Below are 18,759 nucleotides of genomic sequence, written 5' to 3'. Positions count from 1 at the left end.
CGCACCCCCGGCCGGGGGTGCGGGCCTCCTCGTATGGGGTGACGCTCAGTCCTCGCCGAGGTAGGCCTTGCGGACGGACTCGTCGTGGAGCAGGTCCTGCCCGGTGCCGGAGAGGACGACCTTGCCGATCTCCATGACGTGACCGTGGTCGGCCAGGGAGAGCGCGGCCTGGGCGTTCTGCTCGACGAGCAGGATCGTGGTGCCCTGGGTCTTGAGCTCTGCGATGGTCGCCATGATCTTCTGCATCATGATCGGCGAGAGGCCCATCGACGGCTCGTCCAGCATCAGCAGCTTGGGCTGGGACATGAGGGCCCGGCCCATGGCGAGCATCTGCTGCTCACCGCCCGAGAGGGTGCCCGCGGCCTGCTTCCGCCGTTCCCCGAGGATGGGGAAGAGGTCGTAGGCGCGCTGGACGTCCTTGGCGATGCCTTCCTTGTCGCTGCGCAGGAAGGCGCCGAGGAGCAGATTGTCCTCGATCGTCATGCGCGGGAAGATGTGCCGTCCCTCGGGGGAGTGGGCGAGTCCGAGCGAGACGATCTGGTGGGCGGGGATCTTCTTCAGCGACTTGCCGTTGAACTTGATCTGGCCGCCGACGGGCTTGAGGAGCCCGGAGAGGGTGCGCAGTGTGGTGGTCTTGCCGGCGCCGTTGGTGCCGATGAGGGTGACCACCTCGCCGGCCTCGACCTTGAACGAGATGCCCTTGACGGCCTCGATCTTGCCGTAGGCGACGCGCAGGTCCTCGACTTCGAGCAGTGCGGTCATCAGTCGTTCTCCTTGCCGGTGCCGCCGGAGGCCTTGGCGGTGTCGGTGCCGGTGTCGCTTGTGCCTTCACCGTCGTCGGCGCCTTCGTCCTCCGCGGGCTCGTCGCCCTCGGCGGACTCGTCGTCGGGCTCGTCGGCCACGGACGGCTCGTCGGACTCGGCGGCCGCAGTGGACTCCGCGGTCTCGGCGGTCTCGGCGGCCTCAGTACCCTCGGTGGCCTCGGCGGCGGCCTCGGCCGCGTGTGCCTCCGCCTCCGCGACCTCGGCCGCCTCCTCCGCGCCGGGTGCGCCCTCGAACGGCTCGCCCAGGTACGCCGCGATGACCCGCTCGTCGCTCTGCACGGTCTCGCTGTCGCCCTCGACGAGCTTCTGGCCCTGGACGAGTACGGCGACCCGGTCGCAGAGGTTGAAGATGAAGCGCATGTCGTGCTCGATGACGAGGACGGCGATGCCCATGTCGCGGATGGCGAAGACGAGCTCCTCGGTCGCCCGGGTCTCCTGCGGGTTCATGCCCGCGGTGGGCTCGTCGAGCAGGAGCAGTCCCGGTTCGCTCGCGAGTGCGCGGGCGATCTCCAGCTTGCGCTGCTCACCGTAGGGGAGGTTGCGGGCGAGGTGCTCGGCCTTGGCGGCGAGGCCGACGAACTCCAGGAGCTCCAGGGCCCGTTCGCGTGAGGAGGCTTCGGCCTTGTGGAAGCCGGGGCCGCGCAGCAGCGCGGACCAGAGGCCCTCCTTCGTCCGGGTGTGCCGGCCGACCAGGACGTTCTCCAGCACCGTCATGTTGCTGAAGAGCCGGATGTTCTGGAACGTACGGGCGATACCCGCGGCCGTCACCTTGTAGGACTTCGGCGGCAGGACGGTGCCCTTGTACCGGACCTCGCCCTCGGTGGGTATGTAGAGGCCGGTGAGGCAGTTGAAGAAGGTGGTCTTGCCGGCGCCGTTGGGGCCGATGAGCCCGACGATCTCGCCGCTGTTGACCGTGAGGTCGACGTTGCGTACGGCGGTCAGACCGCCGAAGCGCATCGTGACACCGCGGGCGTCGAGAACCGTCTCTCCGGTGGCCGTGGTGGTGGTCGTCATGATCATGCACCTGCCTTGGTGAGGGTGGCGGGCGCTTCCTCGTTCTCGTGGAACTCGAGCTGGCGGCGTCGGTTGGGGATGAGGCCCTCGGGCCGGAACCGCATCAGCAGTACCAGCGCGAGGCCGAAGGCGAAGAGCTGGTAGTCGCTGAGGAACTGCAGCTTCGCCGGGATGAGGAAGAGCAGTGCGCCGCCGACGAGCGGGCCGCTGATGGTGCCCATGCCGCCGAGGACGACGGCGGCGAGCAGGAACGCCGAGTTGGGCGGCACCACATGGGCGAACTGGTACTGCTCCGGGGTCACTGTGTAGGTGACGTGTGCCTGGACGGCACCGGCGAGACCGGCGAGCGCGGCGCCGAGGGCGAAGGCGACGAGCTTCACGCGGAAGCCGTTGACACCCATGGCCTCGGCGGCGGTCTCGTCCTCGCGGATGGCGATCCACGCACGGCCGATACGGGACTCGGCGCTGCGCCGGAAGACCACGACGACGACCAGCGTGACGAGCAGCATCAGGTAGAAGTAGTTCGCGAAGCGGCCGATCTCGAACCCACCGAAGCTGTGCACGGCGCCGAAGTCGAAGCCGAACATGTTGAGGTTCGGAATCGACGAGATGCCGTTGGAGCCGTTGGTGATGTCGGGGCCCGACGTGCCGTCGAGGTTCAGCACGGTGATGCGGAAGATCTCACCGAAGCCGAGCGTGACGATGGCGAGGTAGTCGCCGCGCAGGCGCAGGGTCGGGGCGCCGATGAGGACGCCGAAGACCATGGATGCGCCGGCGCCGACGAGGATCGCGGCCCAGAAGGGCAGGTGGACGCCGAACGGCGATGACGGCGAGCCGGAGACCATGGCTGCGGCGTAGGCGCCGACGCCGAGGAAGGCGACGTATCCGAGGTCGAGGAGGCCGGCGAGGCCGACGACGATGTTCAGCCCCAGGGCGACGGTGGCGAAGATCAGGATGTTGACGCCGATCGTCGCGTACTGGTCGTCGGACTGCGTGAGCGGGAACGCGGCGGCGGCGGCGAACGCACCCGCCATGGTCACGTTGCGGTGGCGCGCGGTGAGCGCCGATGCCCGGTTGATGAGTCCGGCCTTGGCGAGGGCGCCGAAGCCGAAGCCCGCCGTGATCATGAAGCCGACGAACAGCTCGTCGTACTCCGTGGTGATGCCGTAGGTGAAGACGAACAGCCCGAGCGCCAGGATGCCGGTGATGATGAGGATTTCGGCGTACGAGGGGAGCTTGGGCGCCGGGGTGGGCGTGCCGGAGGCGATGGACGCCTTGAAGGTCGTCCAGCGGTTCCTGAACAGGTGCTGGGACCGCTGCCAGGCGTTGTCGTCGGCGTCGGCCGGCTCCAGCGCCGGGCGCTCGTACGGGAGGGCCCGTGCACCGACGAGACCGACGAGGCTCGCGACGGCCGCGACGTAGCCGCCCGGTTCGAGGTTGACGAGTCCGCCGAGCTGGACGCTGATCGCGGTCAGCGTGTACCAGGTCGTGAGGTACGTACCGTAGGCGGCCAGCTTGATGGCCGCGTCACCGCCGGCCGGTGTGAGCCAGCGCAGCCCCTTGACCCCGTACGAGGCGAGACCGAAGAGCGCGGTGAGGGCGCCGCCGACGAGGACGAGCCACTGGAGGCCGCCCGGGTAGCCGTAGACCGTGAGGTTGCCGGGGAACGCGGCGGTCCAGGTCCACGCCGTGAAGGCGGAGATGGCGGTGAGCACGCCGCCCGCGGTGGCGGTGGCCCGTGCGGTACTCGGCGGCAGGGCGATGAGACCGCGGGGGGCGTCGGCCTTGGAGACCTGGGGGGTGTCCGTGGCGCTGGTCTGTGTGGTCATGGTGGTCACGCCCTGTCCGCGACGCGCTCACCCAGGAGGCCCTGGGGCCGGAAGAGGAGCACGAGGATGAGGAGTACGAAGGCCCAGGCGTTGGCCCAGGACTGGCCGCCGAGCTGTTCCATACCGGGGACTTCGCTGACGTACGCGGCGGCCATGGTCTCGGCGACACCGAGGACGAGTCCGCCGATCATGGCGCCGTAGATGTTGCCGATGCCGCCGAGGACGGCCGCGGTGAAGGCCTTGAGGCCGAGGAGGAAGCCCATGCGGAACTGGACTTCGCCGTACTTCAGGCCGTATGCGACGGCACCGATGGCGGCGAAGGCGGCACCCAGGGCGAAGGCGACCACGATGATGCGGTCGGTGTTGATGCCCATGAGCTTCGCGGTGTCCGGGTCCTGCGCGGTGGCCTGCATACCGCGGCCCGTGCGGGTCTTCATGACGAAGTAGCCGAGGAAGGCCATGGAGAGCGGTGCCGCGATCAGCAGGAAGATGTCGCCGGTCTGGATCGTGATGGACCCGAGGTGGAACGGACCGCCGGGGATCTCCGGGAAGGTGCGGGAGGACTTCGCTCCCGGGTACCAGGCCCAGACCGCCTGCTGGAGGGCGAGGGAGAGCCCGATGGCGGTGATGAGCGGTGCGAGGCGTGGTCCGCCGCGCAGTGGCCGGTAGGCGAAGCGTTCCGCCCCGACGGCGATGGTGGTGGCGACGATGATCGCGCCGATGATCATGAGCGGCAGCGCCACCCACATGGTCGTGCCGCCGGGGAGTATCAGCCAGACCGTGAGGGCACCGAAGCCGCCGGTCATGAAGATCTCGCCGTGGGCGAAGTTGATGAGCTGGACGATGCCGTAGACCATCGTGTAGCCAATGGCGACCAGCCCGTACATCGATCCGAGTAGCAGGCCGTTGACCAGCTGTTGCGGCAGTTCGTTCACCGCAGGTCCTCCGAAGTCTTTCGCCGGATATGACACCGCGCGGGACGCTTTGGTGCAGCGCCCCGCGCGGCCGTGGAAGTGATGCGGAGTGGAGATCAGCCGGTGAACGTACCGGACTTGACGGCAGACCAGGCGCCGCCCTTGACCGTGTAGACGGTCAGCTGCTTGTTGGTCGCGTCGCCGAACTCGTCGAAGGAGACCTTGCCGGTGACTCCGTCGAAGCTGACGCCGCTCATCGCCTCGACGATCTTGGCGCGGGCGTCCTCGGGCAGCTTGCCGCCGTTGCCGTCGGCGACCTTCTTCACGGCCTCGATGATCGACCAGGCGGAGTCGTAGGAGTAGCCGCCGTAGGCCTCGTAGGCCTCCTTGTAACCGGCCTCCTTGTAGTTCGCCACGAACTCCTTGGCGGACGGGAGGGTCTCGACCGGCGCACCGACCGAGGTGGCGAAGTCACCGGCGCCCTCGGCGCCGGAGAGCTTGATGAAGTCGGCGCTGTAGATGCCGTCACCGCCGACCAGCGGGATCTTGGCGCCGGACTTCTTGATCTGCTTGCTCAGCGGGCCGGCCGCCGGGTACTCGCCACCGTAGTAGACGACGTCCGCGCCGGACGCCTTGATCTTGGTGACGACCGAGGAGAAGTCCTTGGTCTCCGGGTCCACGTGGTCCTCGCCGGCGACCTTGCCGCCCAGCTTGGTGAACTCGGCCTTGAAGGTGGCCGCCAGGCCGGCGCCGTAGGTCTTCTTGTCGTCGACCACGAAGACCTTCGCCTTCTTGGCCTCGTTGAAGAGGTACTGCGCGGCGAACGGGCCCTGGATGGCGTCCGTGGTCGCGGTGCGGAAGTACGACTTGTACGGGCGGGCCTTGGTGCCGCCGTTCCAGTTCTGCCCCTGGGTCAGCGCCGGGTTGGTGTTGGCGGGGGAGACCTGGACGAGCTTCGCGTCGTCGAAGACCTTCTGCATCGACTCGGCGACCGAGGAGTTGAGCGGGCCGACGACGCCGAGGACGTTCTTGTCGGCGACGAACTTGGTGGCGTTCTGCTGGCCGGAGGACGGCTGCGCCTGGTCGTCGAGGGCTTCGATCTTGAAGGTGACGCCCTTGACGTACTTCTTCTCGTTGGCCTGCTTGACGGCGAGGTCCACCGAGTTCTTGATGCCGAGGCCCAGCGCGGAGAGGTCGCCGGTCAGGGGCGCGTCGACACCGATGACCACGGTGGTGTCGCCACCGGCCGCGGCGTCTCCACCATTGTCGTCGCGCGAGCCACAGGCGGTGAGGGTGAGTGCCCCGGCTGCGAGTGCAGCGGTGATGGCTATGAGCGAACGTTGACGCACGATCTGGGTCCTTTCACCTGGCACGGCGTCTCCCGTTGGAGCGCCGAGTCGAGCGCTGGAGCCTTACTGGCAAGGAATCCGGTGGCGCGGTGACTGGCCGTGACTCTAAGCGGGTAAATGGGAATTCAGCACGGGTCTGGCGCATGCTGTGACGCTCTTGTTATCCCGAACGGATTTGCGGCCTGGAGTGCATGACTGTTACCTGTTTTTGGTCATGACATCCGTGGTGCCCGCTCGCAGTGGTCGTTCACGGCCCTGGCCAGGTCGCCTGTGTAGCGGTCGCCGAGGATGAAACTCTGATCCTGTTTTGCACGCACATTACGCAGGGTTACGTCAAGGAAAGGGAGCCCGGCATTCCGTGGAGCTTTTCCGCAGTCGCCCACTTTGATCACGATTTCCACGCGGCGGCTGGAACCGGCTTTCACCGTAAAGGGAGGGTTCGGGGAGGCGCTGAGGCGCAGGGCGGCGGAGGGCTGCCGGATGGACTCGACGGTGACAGGGGTGCCCGCGGCGGCCTCGATCCGTACGGAGAAGCGAAGCGCGCCGTCCGCTCCGTCGCCGTCCGCTCCGTCGCCGTCCGCTCCGTCGCCGTCCGCTCCGTCGACGTCCGTGACGGGGCCTGCGTACGTCACGGAGACGGTTTGCGCAGGCCAGGGGGACGGATCGGGGTGCGGTCGGGTGGCGTGGAGACGTCCGGAGCCGACGGCGGTGGCGAGCAGCAGCAGGGCGGCTGCCAACGCACGTCGGTGCGGGGGGAGTTCCGCCCGTGTCCCCCATGGTGTGGACCGCCGGGAGCGGTACAGTTCCTCGTGGTCCGGTACCGGGTAGGTGGACTCGCCGGGCTCCACAGGGCCGATGCCGGTCATTGCCACGGGTTGCCGGTCGGGGTCCCGCTGCGGTGGCGGTCGGTGCAGTGCTGCCGTATCTGCCGGTCCATCAGCTCATGGGCGGAATCAGGGCCGTTGCGGTCCTGCTCGGCGCGCGCGGTGTCGAGGGCCGCGCGGAGGATGTCGTACTGGGCGTTCGACAGGCCCATCGACTGGTAGTCGCCGTAGCCGCTGCCGGCCGCGGCAAGGAGCCTGTGCCCCCAGTAGGCGACAACGCGTGTGCACAGGGTCTCGGAGGACGTCGTACGCGGCGACGGGCCGGGCTGCCCGGAGACGCCGCGCTCCGGCTCCGCGCAACCGGTCAGCAGGACCATCGTCGCGGAGACGGTCGCCGCCAGGTGCAGAACGGTGCACCGTGCGGGGGGCGGCGCGCCACGGCTCATGGACCGACGCTAGCTCCGCACGCCCGTCCCGGCAACGGGTGAGGTCGGGGTGACCGGATCACCCGTCGTGGCTCGCCGCGAGCAACAGCACACGGAATCAGCGGTGTTGACGGGGGCGGCCGGACGCGGTCTGGTGCCGCTGATGCACAGGCGGTGGAATGTGTCCGCGCTTCCCGCGTGATCGTCACCAACCCCGGCCGTGGAGGCAGGCACATGGCGAGACCCGCACGCACACGCACGCTCTCAACTCCCCGCCGTCCGCGGGCCGTCCGGACCTGGGGGGCGGCGGTGCTGGCCGTGTCCCTCCTCGCGGCCCTTCCCGCCCCCGCCGCGCAGGCGGACGCCACCCCCGCCCTGAGCATCGCGGGCGAAGAGACCCAGCCCGTCTTCTCCCGGGCCGACGCGATATATCAACAGGTCGACATCGAGACCGAGGTGGACAGCGACGGCGACGGCCGTCGCGACACCGTACGGATGCGGATCCTGCGGCCGAAGGAGACGGACGCGGGGCTCGACGTCGCCACGATCATCGAGGCGAGCCCCTACTGGGCCGGCGGCAACGACGTGCAGAACCACAATGTCGACCTGGACGAGGACGGGCTTCCGGCGGGCAGGCGGCTCGCGCTCGGGGAGCGGACCCCCGGGCTCGTGGACCCGTACGCGCCACCGGCTGCGCTCGCCCGGAGCGGGCCGTCCGTCGTCTGGTCCGGCTACACGGACAACTACTTCCTGCCACGCGGTTACGCGGTCGCCCAGCTCGACAGCCTCGGCAGCGGCGGCTCCACCGGCTGCCCGACCTCCGGCGGCCGCAACGAGACCCTCGGCGCCAAGGCCGCCGTCGACTGGCTCAACGGGCGGGCGAGAGGCTGGGACCCGGACGGCCGGCCCGTCGGGGCGGCATGGTCGACCGGGGACGCGGCGATGATGGGCATCTCCTACAACGGCACCCTGCCGACCGCCGTCGCCACCACCGGTGTCGAGGGCCTCAAGGCGATCGTGCCGATCTCCGGGATCTCCTCCTGGTACGACTACTACCGGGCGGGCGGCGGGGTCGTGGCCCCCGGCGGCTTCCAGGGCGAGGACGCCGACGTCCTCGCCAAGTACGTCTACACCCGCGCCGACCAGGAGATCTGCAAGCCCGTCCTCGACCGGCTCACCGCCGGACAGGACCGGGTGACCGGCGACTTCACCCGCTTCTGGCAGGAGCGGGACTATCTGAAGGACGCACGGAAGATCAAGGCGGGCGTCTTCGTCGTGCACGGCGGCAACGACTGGAACGTGAAGACCCAGCACTTCGGCCAGTTGTGGGAAGCCCTCAAGAAGCACCACGTCCCGCGCAAGCTGTGGCTGCACCAGGCCGGACACGTCAACCCGATGCCGCTGCGCATGGAGGAGTGGCTTGACCAGCTGCACCAGTGGTTCGACCACTTCCTCTACGGGCTGGACAACGGTGCCCTGGCCGCGCCCCGTGTCGACGTCGAGCAGGCGGACTTCAGCTGGCGGCAGCAGCGGGAGTGGCCCGCGCCCGGAACCCGTGACCTCACGCTGCGGCTGAACGAGGGCGGGCGGCTCTCGCCGCTGCCCGGGAAGCCGGTGCGGCAGACGATGACCGACACGGGCCGGACCGTCCCCGCCGAACTGCTGGTCACCGGGCCCGACGCGACGCGCACCGACCGGCTCGCCCACACGACGGGACCGCTCCCCGCCGATCTGCGGGTCAACGGTGTCCCGGAAGTGTCGGTACGGGCCTCGCTCGCCGGTTCATCACCGTATGTGACCGCGCTGCTGGTCGACTACGGCCCCGACACCCGCGCCGTCGCCGGCACGGTCACGGACACCACCCAGCAGATCTGCTACGGCGAGGGCATCCCCGGCGACACCGGCTGCGCCTACCGGACCCGGCACCGGACCGAGACCACCGACTTCAAGATCGTGTCGCGGGGCTGGGTGGACATCCGCAACCGGCACTCCGCCGAGTGGCAGACCCCCGTCGTCGAAGGCCGGGAGTACCGCCTGGAGTGGGGGATGCAGCCGCAGGACTACGTCTTCAAGAAGGGGCACCGGCTGGGCGTGGTGCTGATCTCCACCGACCACGACTACACGCTGCGCCACCCGGCCGGCACGGAACTCGCCGTCCGGGCGGGCCTCAGCAGCGTCACCCTGCCCGTCGCCCGCTAGGCCGTCGCGGTCCGCTAGGGCGTGTTGCGAAAGTCCCGTCTGCGCGGCGGCGTCTGGCACGCACGCTCGCGGCGTTGTCGGTCGTCGGCGCAGCCCGCTGCGCTCTCCTTCCTCCGCCTTGCGATCGCACGCACCAGACGCCGCCGCGCCCCGCCCTACGGGCGGACGACGCTACTTTCGCAACACGCCCTAGGCCGTCGCCCCCGGGACGTTGTCCGCGTCCTGGGGGCGGACGTCCCGCAGCATGCAGGTCAGGCGGGCCGTGCAGACCCGCCTGTCCTGCTCGTCGCTGATCACGATCTCGTACGTGGCCGTCGAGCGGCCCCGGTGCACCGGGGTGGCCACTCCGGTGACCAGACCGGAGCGGACACCCCGGTGGTGCGTGCAGTTCAGGTCCACACCCACGGCGATCTTGGAGACACCGCCGTGCAGCATCGAGCCGACCGAGCCGAGCGTCTCCGCGAGCACGGCCGAGGCGCCGCCGTGGAGCAGCCCGTACGGCTGGGTGTTGCCCTCGACGGGCATCGTGCCGACGACCCGGTCCGCGGAGGCCTCGACGATCTGCACGCCCATCCGGTTGCCGAGGTGCCCGGCCGAGAACAGGGCGGGCAGGTCGACGCCGAGCGAGGCGTACTCGTCGATGACCTCTTGCGGGAACTTCACGCTGGTGTGCTCGCCCATGGGCCAGGCTCCGTCCGTTCGTCTGCTCGTGCGCTCCTGCACGTGACTGAGCAAACGCTCAGTCGGCCGGTGATTGTTCCAGACGCACCACCACGGACTTGCTGGCGGGGGTGTTGCTGGTGTCCGCGGTGGCATCCAGGGGCACCAGCACATTGGTCTCCGGGTAGTACGCGGCGGCGCAGCCGCGGGCGGTCGGGTAGTGCACGACCCGGAAGCCGCGCGCCCGGCGCTCCACGCCGTCCGTCCACTCGCTGACCAGATCCGTGTACGAACCGTCGGCCAGACCCAGCTCCCCGGCGTCCGCCGGGTGGACGAGGACGACACGGCGGCCGCCCCTGATCCCGCGGTAGCGGTCGTCGAGCCCGTAGATCGTGGTGTTGTACTGGTCGTGGGAGCGCAGGGTCTGCAGCAGCAGCCTGCCTTCCGGCAGCTCGGGGTGTTCGACGGGGGCCGCGGTGAAGTTGGCCTTGCCGGTGGCGGTGGGGAAGCGGCGCTCGTCGCGCGGGGCGTGCGGCAGCGTGAAGCCCCCCGGGTGCGCGATGCGTGCGTTGAAGTCCTCGAAGCCGGGGACGACCCGGGCGATCCGGTCGCGGACCGTCGCGTAGTCCTTCTCGAACTCCTCCCACGGCGTCGCCGATCCGGGGCCGAGCACGGCGCGCGCCATCCGCGCCACGATCGCCGGCTCGGAGAGCAGATGCGGGCTCGCGGGCGGCAGATTGCCGCGCGAGGCGTGCACCATGCCCATGGAGTCCTCGACGGTCACGAACTGCCTGCCGCTCTTCTGCTCGTCCCGGTCGGTGCGGCCCAGCGTGGGGAGGATGAGCGCGCGGGCGCCCGTGACCGCGTGCGAGCGGTTCAGCTTCGTCGACACGTGCACGGTCAGCCGGGCCCGGCGCATCGCGGCCTCCGTGACCTCCGTGTCCGGGGTCGCACCGACGAAGTTGCCGCCCATGGCGAAGAACACCTTCGCCTCGCCGTCGCGCAGCGCCCGGATGGACCGGACCACGTCCAGGCCGTGGTGGCGCGGCGGTGCGAAACCGAACTCCCTCTCCAGGGCGTCGAGGAAGGCGGGCGCGGGCCGCTCGAAGATGCCCATCGTCCGGTCGCCCTGCACATTGGAGTGGCCGCGCACCGGGCAGACCCCGGCGCCCGGCCGCCCGATGTTGCCGCGCAGGAGCAGGAAGTTGACCACTTCCCTGATGGTGGGGACCGCGTGCTTGTGCTGGGTCAGCCCCATCGCCCAGCAGACGATCGTGCGCTCCGACGCGAGGACCATGGCCAGGGCCCGCTCGATCTCCGCCCGGTCCAGTCCGGTCGCGGCGAGCGTCTCGTCCCAGTCGGCGGCGCGGGCGGCGGCCGCGAACTCCTCGTACCCGTGCGTGTGTTCCCGCACGAAGTCCTCGTCGACGGCTCCGGGCGTCTCCAGGACCAGCCTGTTGAGGAGGCGGAAGAGGGCCTGGTCGCCGCCGATGCGGATCTGGAGGAAGAGGTCGGTGAGCGAGGTGCCCTTGAGGAGTCCCTGCGGGGTCTGCGGGTTCCTGAACTTCTCCAGGCCCGCCTCGGGCAGCGGATTCACCGAGATGATCCGGGCGCCGGAGCGCTTGGCCTTCTCCAGCGCGGACAGCATCCGTGGATGGTTCGTGCCCGGGTTCTGCCCGGCCACGATGATCAGGTCCGCCCGGTGCAGATCCTCCAGGGAGACACTGCCCTTGCCGACGCCGAGGGTCTCGGTGAGGGCCGAGCCCGAGGACTCGTGGCACATGTTCGAACAGTCGGGGAGGTTGTTCGTGCCGAACTCTCGGGCGAAGAGCTGGAGCAGGAAGGCCGCCTCGTTGCTCGTGCGGCCCGATGTGTAGAAAAGAGCCTCGTCCGGGGACGCGAGCGCCCGGAGCTCCTCGGCGATGATCGCGAACGCCCGCTCCCACGTCACCGCCTCGTACCGGTCGGCGCCCTCGGCCAGGGCCCCTCTTTCCAGAAGCATCGGCTCGGTGATACGGCCCTGCTGGCCCAGCCAGTACCCGCTGCGGGAGGCGAGGTCCGCGAGCGGGTGCGCCGCGAAGAACGCGGGAGTGACGCGGCGCAGCGTCGCCTCCTCGGCGACGGCCTTCGCGCCGTTCTCGCAGAACTCCGCCACGTGCCGCTTGTCACCCTCGGGCCAGGCGCAGCCGGGACAGTCGAACCCGTCCTTCTGGTTCACCTTGAGCAGGGTCTGCGCGGTGCGCCGCATCCCCATCTGCCGCTGCGCGATCCGCAGGGTGTGCCCGATCGCGGGCAGCCCTGCCGCGGCGCGCTGGACCGCCTCGACCTGCGGGGCGTCCTGGACCGGGTCACCTTCGGGCGGCTTGGTGGCCATCGTGCTCCTCTTCGAGCGCGGGGACGGATGCTGTGCGCTTGTTCTCGGGAGATGGTGTCACGCCCCGGTGACAGCCGGTCCTGCCGGTCGCCGGGCACCTGCCGGCGGGTACCTGCCGGCGGGCGCCCGTCCGTCGCCGTGGGCGGCTTTGTCAGCGGTCCGTGGCAGGATCGTGTGCGTGGCTGAGACAGCATCGAAGAAGACCCCAGACGAAACCCGTCCGCGCCTGCTCCTCATGGACGGGCACTCCCTGGCGTACCGGGCGTTCTTCGCGCTGCCCGCGGAGAACTTCACGACCGCGAGCGGCCAGACGACCAACGCCATCTACGGCTTCGCGTCGATGCTGGCGAACACGCTGCGCGACGAAGCGCCCACGCACTTCGCGGTGGCCTTCGACGTGTCCCGCAAGACCTGGCGCTCCCAGGACTTCCCCGAGTACAAGGCGAACCGGTCCTCGACCCCTGATGAGTTCAAGGGCCAGGTCGAGCTGATCGGCGAGCTGCTGGACACGATGAACGCGGTGCGGTTCGCGGTGGACGGCTTCGAGGCCGACGACATCATCGCCACCCTCGCCACCCAGGCGGAGGCCGCGGGCTTCGAGGTGCTGATCGTCACCGGCGACCGGGACTCCTTCCAGCTGGTCTCCGACCATGTGACCGTGCTCTACCCGACGAAGGGCGTCTCCGAGCTGACCCGCTTCACCCCGGAGAAGGTCCAGGAGAAGTACGGGCTGACCCCGCAGCAGTACCCGGACTTCGCCGCCCTGCGCGGCGACCCGTCCGACAATCTGCCGGGCATCCCCGGCGTCGGCGAGAAGACCGCCACGAAGTGGATCAACCAGTTCGGTTCGTTCGCGGAGCTGGTGGAGCGGGCCGACGAGGTCAAGGGCAAGGTCGGGCAGGCGCTGCGTGACCACCTGGAGGCCGTCAAGCTCAACCGGCACCTGACGGAGCTGGTGCGCGACGTCGCACTGCCGAAGCCGGTCGAGGAGCTCGAGCGCGCGCCGTACGACCGCACGGCGCTGAAGGGCTTCCTGGAGATCCTGGAGATCCGCAACCCCAGCCTGCGCGAGCGGCTGCTCGCCGTCGACCCGGGCGCGGCCGAGGACGAGCCACCGGCCCCGGCCGCCGGAATCGAGCTCGACGGCAGCGTGCTGGGCGCCGGTGAGCTGGCCCCGTGGCTGGAGCGGCACGGTGCGCAGCCGCTCGGCGTCGCCACCGTCGCCTCCTGGGCGCTGGGCGTGGGCAACGTCAGCGAGATCGCGCTGGCGGCGGCCGACGGCAAGGCCGCCTGGTTCGATTCGACCCAGCTCGACGAGGCCGACGAGCGGGCCTTCGCCGCCTGGGTCTCCGACCCGGACCGCCCCAAGGTCATGCACAACGCCAAGGACGCGCTGCGGGTCTTCCCCGAGCACGGCTGGGGGATCGCGGGCGTCGCGATGGACACCGCCCTCGCCGCGTACCTGGTCAAGCCGGGCCGCCGCTCCTTCGCACTGGACGCCCTGTCCGTGGAGTACCTGCACCGTGAGCTGGCCCCGGCCGCGGCCGACGGGCAGCTCGCCTTCGGCACCGAGGACGAGCAGGCCGAGGCGGACGCGCTGATGGCGCAGGCCCGCGCGGTCCTCGACCTGGGCGAGGCGTTCCGCTCCCGTCTCGAAGAGGTCGGCGCGGTCGGACTGCTGCACGACGTGGAGCTGCCCACCTCTCTGCTGCTCGCCCGGATGGAGCGGCACGGCATCGCCGCCGACCGCGCACATCTGGAGGGGATGGAGCTCCAGTTCGCGGGCGCCGTGCAGCAGGCCGTGAAGGAGGCGCACGCCTCGGTGGGCCACGAGTTCAACCTGGGCTCGCCCAAGCAGCTCCAGGAAGTCTTCTTCGGCGAGCTGAACCTGCCCAAGACGAAGAAGACCAAGACCGGTTACACGACGGACGCGGACGCGCTGGCCTGGCTGGCCGGCCAGACCGACCACGAGCTCCCGGTGATCATGCTGCGCCACCGCGAGCAGGCGCGGCTGCGCTCCACCGTCGAGGGCCTGATCAAGACCATCGCGGCGGACGGGCGGATCCACACCACCTTCAGCCAGACGGTCGCGGCGACGGGACGGCTCTCGTCGACCGACCCCAACCTGCAGAATGTGCCGGTGCGCACGGACGAGGGCCGGGCGATCCGGCGCGGCTTCGTGGTGGGCGAGGGCTTCGACGCCCTGATGACCGCGGACTACAGCCAGATCGAGCTGCGGGTCATGGCCCATCTGTCCGAGGACGAGGGCCTCATCGAGGCGTTCACCTCCGGCGAGGACCTGCACACGACCGTGGCGTCCCAGGTGTTCGGCGTCGAGCGGTCCGCCGTCGACGCGGAGATGCGGCGCAAGATCAAGGCGATGTCGTACGGGCTGGCGTACGGCCTCTCGGCGTTCGGCCTCAGCCAGCAGCTCAACATCGAGGCGGCCGAGGCGCGGGCGCTGATGGACACGTACTTCGAGCGCTTCGGCGGGGTCCGGGACTATCTGCGGCGTGCCGTGGACGAGGCCCGGGCGACGGGGTACACGGCGACGATGCTGGGCCGGCGGCGCTATCTGCCGGACCTCAACAGCGACAACCGACAGCGTCGCGAGGCGGCCGAGCGGATGGCGCTGAACGCGCCGATCCAGGGCACCGCCGCGGACATCGTCAAGCTCGCGATGGTCCGCGTGGACGCCGCGCTGCGGGCGGCGGGGCTGGAGTCCCGGATGCTGCTCCAGGTCCACGACGAAATCGTCCTGGAGCTCGCTCCGGGCGAGCGGGACCGGGTCGAGGAGATCGTCCGCCACGAGATGTCCACGGCGGTGGACCTGAGGGCCCCGCTGGACGTCTCGGTGGGCGTGGGCCCGGACTGGGAATCCGCGGCGCACTGACCTCACTTGCGACGGGGGCGGTGGCCCCGTCGGCCCCCGGGGCGGGGGCCCGCCTGGCCCGGGTGCGTGTGGACGGGACATCCGGTGTCGGGGGTGCGGGGTGTGCGGGCGTGTCCGGTGTGGTGGGTGCGGGTCCCGGGGCCCCTCCGGGCTCGGCTCCTCGGGGTCGGCGGCGTACAAGGCCCGCCCGAATTGGGTGCCCGGTGTTTGCCGCCGTCCCCTGCGGGGCCGGCGGCACGGCCCCTTGCCGGGCCGGGCGTGGTCGGTACCGGTCGTCCCTCCGGTGCGGATCGTCTGCTCGGGGGAGGCCGTTGCCAGGGCGTTGAGCGTGGTGGTCGTGCCACCCGCCGGCCCGTGGCCGGAGACGCGTGGGTCAGGAGACGCCCGCCCGGTCGGGGTCGGCGGGCTGGGCCGGCGCCGGTGCGGGAGAAGTGGCGCGGCGGCGGGCGCGGAGGTGGACGGCGGCGCCGTACAGCACCGTTCCTGCCGCGAGCCCCGCCCCCGCGCCGAAGCACGCCGTCGGGACGAGGTCGAGCGGTGTCTCGATACGGCCCCAGTACAGGTACCAGCGCACGCACCGGTGCACGACGCCCAGCAGCAGGCACACCCCGATCAGCACTGCCGCCGCCCGCCGCTCGCCGCGCCCGAGCAGCGGAACCGACGCCGGCCGCGGCGTCACCGGAACCCGCCGCAGCGCCGAGCCCGTGAACCAGGCGATGCCGATCAGCGCCAGCGCCGAACTGCCGTACTGCGTGTACGTATAGAGGGGGAAGCCCGCCACCACCTCACCGAGCACCGGCAGCATCCGCATGCCCCAGCGGTCGAAGTGGGTGAACGCGTCCCACACCACGTGCGTCGCCGCCCCGAGCACCGCGGACACGTAGAACCAGAACCCCACGGCCGCCGGCGACCGGTCGAGCCGCGGCCGGCCCCGCAGCAGCGTGTGCACCCGCCCCTGCCGGCCGGGCGGCAGCAGCGCCACCAGCGGGTCGCGGATCAGCAGCCAGAGCCCCACGAGCACCGCCGTGATGAGCGGATCCACCGTCAGCACCCCGGGCAGCCCGTGCGTCACCGCCCCGAACTCCATGGCACCCGGAAGTGCGCTTGCCGTGAAATAGGTCGCGTCCGGCGACAGTGACCCCGCGACGAGGGCCGACGCGATCAGCGGACCGCGAGCCGTGCCGTTCCTCCGGATCACCGGCAGCACTGCCGCGGCGTGGCTGAGCGTGAACGGCATGACGTGCTCTCCCTGTGCGTCCGACGTCGAGCAATGCCGCCCAGTATGGGTGACCACCGGGTGAAAAGCAGACAAGTGCGGCCGGGGGCACGGTGTTACCGCGTCCTCAGTTGCCGTAGTGTCACCTGAGTCAATGCGCGGGGAGCGCGGACAGTCGTCTTTGGGGAGGGAACAGGCGTATGGCAGCGCTATTCGGCCGCCGGCTGCGCAAGGGAGCAACCACCACCGCAGTGGCCGCGGCCGCCGTGGCGGCGCTCTCCGCGTCACAGGCGCCGGGTGTCACGCCCACCACGACCGGAGGAGAGGGCAGTGCGTCCGAGTCGGCCACGCCCCCGGAGACCTCGGCCACCGGCAACTCCCCGTACTACACGGACCTGCCCCCGCTCAACACCCCGAACAAGCCGGGCGCTTCCATCAATCTGCCGGTCGCGACAGGTCCGGCCGAAGCGGGCATACCGGCCACCGTGCTGGGCGCCTACAAGCAGGCGGAGGCAGCCCTGGCGGCCTCCGACCCCGCCTGCCGGCTGCCCTGGCAACTGCTCGCGGCGATCGGCAAGGTCGAGTCGGGCCAGGCGCGCGGCGGTCGTGTCGACGCCAACGGCACGACGACCTCCGCGATCCTCGGCCCGGTCCTCAACGGCGTGGGCTTTGCGAACATTTCGGACACCGACGACGGCGCGTACGACGGTGACCGCACCCACGACCGGGCTGTCGGGCCGATGCAGTTCATCCCGTCCACCTGGGCCGGCTGGGGCCAGGACGGCAACGGTGACGGCCGCAAGGACCCGAACAACATCTACGACGCAGCCCTCGCGGCCGGCAAGTACCTCTGCGCCGGCGGCCGTGATCTGTCCGTGCCGTCCGATCTGGACCGGGCGATCCTGAGCTACAACCACTCGCAGGAGTACCTGCGGACGGTGCTGTCCTGGTTCGAGTACTACAAGCGCGGCACCCACCAGGTCCCGGACGGCACGGGCGTGCTGCCCGTCGGCCGCAGCGACAGTTCCTCCGGTGCGAGCCCCTCGCCGACCGCACCCGTCACCCCTGGCCCCAGCGCCGGCCCCTCGCAGCCTGTCGGTACCCCCAGCCCGACGCCGCCGCCCACGACGACCCCGCCCATGACGCCGCCGCCGACGAAGCCGGGCGGCGGTGCCACCACGCCGCCCGCCCCGTCGCCGACCGAGACCGTCACCGTGGTCGAGGACGCGGCCGGAGGGCAGCTCACCGCCGTCGCGGGCCAGGAGTTCGCGCAGCCCGTCAAGGCCCGCGCGAAGAACGCCCGAGGGCTCGCCGTTCCCGGCGCCAGTCTGGTCGTCGAGGTCGTCGGTGACACGGACGCCCGCTTCAGCGGGGACCGCCGCTCCGTCGTCGTACGCACCGGGGCGGACGGTGTTGCCGTGGCGCCCGCGCTCCTCGCGGGAGAGCGGACCGGTGACTTCACCGTGCGCGTCACCGTCGCCGGCCGGGTGGCCCCCCGCCTGGACCGGACGGCGACCGTCACCCAGCGCCAGGCCGACGAGCTCACCAGGGCCGGCGACAAGGAGCTGACCGCGGCGCCGGGCGCCGAGTTCGCCGACGCGGTCGAGGTCAGGGCCGCGTTCGACGGTGCCGCCGCCGCGGGTGTGTCGGTCACCGCCACCATGATCACCGCGGCCGACGACCCGGCCGAGAACACCAAGGGGCCGTACTTCAAGGACGCCGAGGGCAACCCGGTCCGGACCCTGACCGAGCTGAGGACCGGCGCCGACGGTGCCCTCGTCCTGCCGAAGATCTACGCCGACGACCAGACGGGCACGTTCCTGCTCCGCCTCACCGCACCTGGCGGCGCGACGCTCACCATCGAGCTCCAGGTCGCCGCGCCGCCGGCCGAGCCGAGCGCCCCCGCCACCCCGACCCCCTAGGCGCTGTCTCCCCGGACCCCGCCGTCGCGCACATCGCCGCCCCTTCACCGCACCCGGTGAAGGGGCGGTGCCGTCGCCGGATGCGGTGAGACGTGTTCTCATCTCGCCGCCACGTTGCTACGGTGCCCCCGCCCTCGCGTCTGACGCTGTATCAGATCCGTGCCCCGGGAGGCCGACCATGCGCGCCCTTGCCGCCGCCGCCATCGGGCTGGCCCCGGTGCTCCTCGTCATGCTGCTCATCGCCGTGATGGACGTACCCCCCGGGGAGACCTCGCCCCAGCCGCTGTACACCACCGTCCCCGGCCTCAAGAAGTAG

General features: G+C 70.8%; 14 protein-coding genes. 4 read left to right on the top strand and 10 right to left on the bottom strand.

The annotated features are described in order from the left end of the window. Positions 1-45: 45 nt before the first annotated feature. The 7 genes from KK483_RS07540 to KK483_RS07510 all read right to left on the bottom strand — a co-directional run bounded on the left by KK483_RS07540 (position 46) and on the right by KK483_RS07510 (position 7,200). Positions 46-762, bottom strand: a complete 717-nt coding sequence (locus KK483_RS07540; protein ID WP_262004433.1) for an ABC transporter ATP-binding protein — start codon at positions 760-762, stop codon at positions 46-48. Beyond that, a complete protein-coding gene (locus KK483_RS07535) occupies positions 762-1,844 on the bottom strand; it encodes an ABC transporter ATP-binding protein (protein WP_262004432.1) in 1,083 nt (360 codons plus the stop codon). The genes KK483_RS07540 and KK483_RS07535 overlap by 1 nt, the downstream gene beginning before the upstream one ends. After that, positions 1,841-3,676, bottom strand: coding sequence for a branched-chain amino acid ABC transporter permease (locus KK483_RS07530; protein WP_399013591.1), 1,836 nt, complete (start codon positions 3,674-3,676; stop codon positions 1,841-1,843). Before KK483_RS07530 ends, KK483_RS07535 begins: the two co-directional genes overlap by 4 nt. Then, positions 3,673-4,602: a branched-chain amino acid ABC transporter permease gene (locus KK483_RS07525; protein WP_262004430.1), complete on the bottom strand. Its 930-nt coding sequence runs from the start codon at positions 4,600-4,602 to the stop codon at positions 3,673-3,675. The genes KK483_RS07530 and KK483_RS07525 overlap by 4 nt, the downstream gene beginning before the upstream one ends. A gap of 95 nt (positions 4,603-4,697) precedes the next feature. Further along, positions 4,698-5,930 carry a branched-chain amino acid ABC transporter substrate-binding protein gene (locus tag KK483_RS07520; RefSeq protein ID WP_262004429.1) on the bottom strand — a complete coding sequence of 411 codons (1,233 nt, stop codon included), beginning with the start codon at positions 5,928-5,930 and terminating at the stop codon, positions 4,698-4,700. Positions 5,931-6,142: 212 nt separating this feature from the next. Further along, a complete protein-coding gene (locus KK483_RS07515) occupies positions 6,143-6,562 on the bottom strand; it encodes a hypothetical protein (protein WP_262004428.1) in 420 nt (139 codons plus the stop codon). Between the two features lie 230 nt (positions 6,563-6,792). Beyond that, complete coding sequence (locus tag KK483_RS07510; protein WP_262004427.1) at positions 6,793-7,200, bottom strand: hypothetical protein; 408 nt, start codon at positions 7,198-7,200, stop codon at positions 6,793-6,795. Positions 7,201-7,413: 213 nt separating this feature from the next. Between KK483_RS07510 and KK483_RS07505 the strand changes: the two genes are divergently transcribed. Beyond that, positions 7,414-9,378, top strand: a complete 1,965-nt coding sequence (locus tag KK483_RS07505) for a Xaa-Pro dipeptidyl-peptidase (protein WP_262004426.1) — start codon at positions 7,414-7,416, stop codon at positions 9,376-9,378. Positions 9,379-9,567: 189 nt separating this feature from the next. On the opposite strand, the gene KK483_RS07500 is transcribed toward KK483_RS07505, so the two are convergent. Continuing rightward, positions 9,568-10,059, bottom strand: a complete 492-nt coding sequence (locus KK483_RS07500) for a PaaI family thioesterase (RefSeq protein WP_262004425.1) — start codon at positions 10,057-10,059, stop codon at positions 9,568-9,570. A gap of 58 nt (positions 10,060-10,117) precedes the next feature. Continuing rightward, positions 10,118-12,412, bottom strand: coding sequence for an FdhF/YdeP family oxidoreductase (locus tag KK483_RS07495; RefSeq protein WP_262004424.1), 2,295 nt, complete (start codon positions 12,410-12,412; stop codon positions 10,118-10,120). 235 nt (positions 12,413-12,647) lie between these two features. Between KK483_RS07495 and polA the strand changes: the two genes are divergently transcribed. Then, on the top strand, positions 12,648-15,305 hold the full coding sequence (polA, locus tag KK483_RS07490) for a DNA polymerase I (RefSeq protein WP_262009384.1): 2,658 nt from the start codon (positions 12,648-12,650) through the stop codon (positions 15,303-15,305). Positions 15,306-15,678: 373 nt separating this feature from the next. Here polA and KK483_RS07485 read toward each other — a convergent pair whose 3' ends face one another. Then, positions 15,679-16,542 carry a DUF4184 family protein gene (locus KK483_RS07485; RefSeq protein WP_262004423.1) on the bottom strand — a complete coding sequence of 288 codons (864 nt, stop codon included), beginning with the start codon at positions 16,540-16,542 and terminating at the stop codon, positions 15,679-15,681. Between the two features lie 179 nt (positions 16,543-16,721). Here KK483_RS07485 and KK483_RS07480 point away from each other — a divergent pair, with 179 nt between their 5' ends. Both KK483_RS07480 and KK483_RS07475 read left to right on the top strand, forming a co-directional pair. Continuing rightward, positions 16,722-18,443 (top strand): lytic transglycosylase domain-containing protein, encoded by a 1,722-nt coding sequence (locus KK483_RS07480; RefSeq protein ID WP_262004422.1) that lies wholly within the window; start codon positions 16,722-16,724, stop codon positions 18,441-18,443. 178 nt (positions 18,444-18,621) lie between these two features. Then, positions 18,622-18,759, top strand: coding sequence for an SPW_0924 family protein (locus KK483_RS07475; protein WP_262004421.1), 138 nt, complete (start codon positions 18,622-18,624; stop codon positions 18,757-18,759).

This window comes from Streptomyces sp. FIT100, assembly GCF_024584805.1.
Classification (GTDB): Bacteria; Actinomycetota; Actinomycetes; order Streptomycetales; family Streptomycetaceae; genus Streptomyces.
This window is presented reverse-complemented; position numbering and strand designations above follow the sequence as displayed.

Bases quoted from the DNA above. Each gene is read 5' to 3' on its own strand.
- KK483_RS07540 (WP_262004433.1), bottom strand. From the start codon at position 762: ATGACCGCACTGCTCGAAGTCGAGGACCTGCGCGTCGCCTACGGCAAG.
- KK483_RS07535 (WP_262004432.1), bottom strand. From the start codon at position 1,844: ATGATCATGACGACCACCACCACGGCCACCGGAGAGACGGTTCTCGAC.
- KK483_RS07510 (WP_262004427.1), bottom strand. From the start codon at position 7,200: ATGAGCCGTGGCGCGCCGCCCCCCGCACGGTGCACCGTTCTGCACCTG.
- KK483_RS07505 (WP_262004426.1), top strand. From the start codon at position 7,414: ATGGCGAGACCCGCACGCACACGCACGCTCTCAACTCCCCGCCGTCCG.
- KK483_RS07500 (WP_262004425.1), bottom strand. From the start codon at position 10,059: ATGGGCGAGCACACCAGCGTGAAGTTCCCGCAAGAGGTCATCGACGAG.
- KK483_RS07495 (WP_262004424.1), bottom strand. From the start codon at position 12,412: ATGGCCACCAAGCCGCCCGAAGGTGACCCGGTCCAGGACGCCCCGCAG.
- polA (WP_262009384.1), top strand. From the start codon at position 12,648: ATGGACGGGCACTCCCTGGCGTACCGGGCGTTCTTCGCGCTGCCCGCG.
- KK483_RS07485 (WP_262004423.1), bottom strand. From the start codon at position 16,542: ATGCCGTTCACGCTCAGCCACGCCGCGGCAGTGCTGCCGGTGATCCGG.
- KK483_RS07480 (WP_262004422.1), top strand. From the start codon at position 16,722: ATGGCAGCGCTATTCGGCCGCCGGCTGCGCAAGGGAGCAACCACCACC.
- KK483_RS07475 (WP_262004421.1), top strand. From the start codon at position 18,622: ATGCGCGCCCTTGCCGCCGCCGCCATCGGGCTGGCCCCGGTGCTCCTC.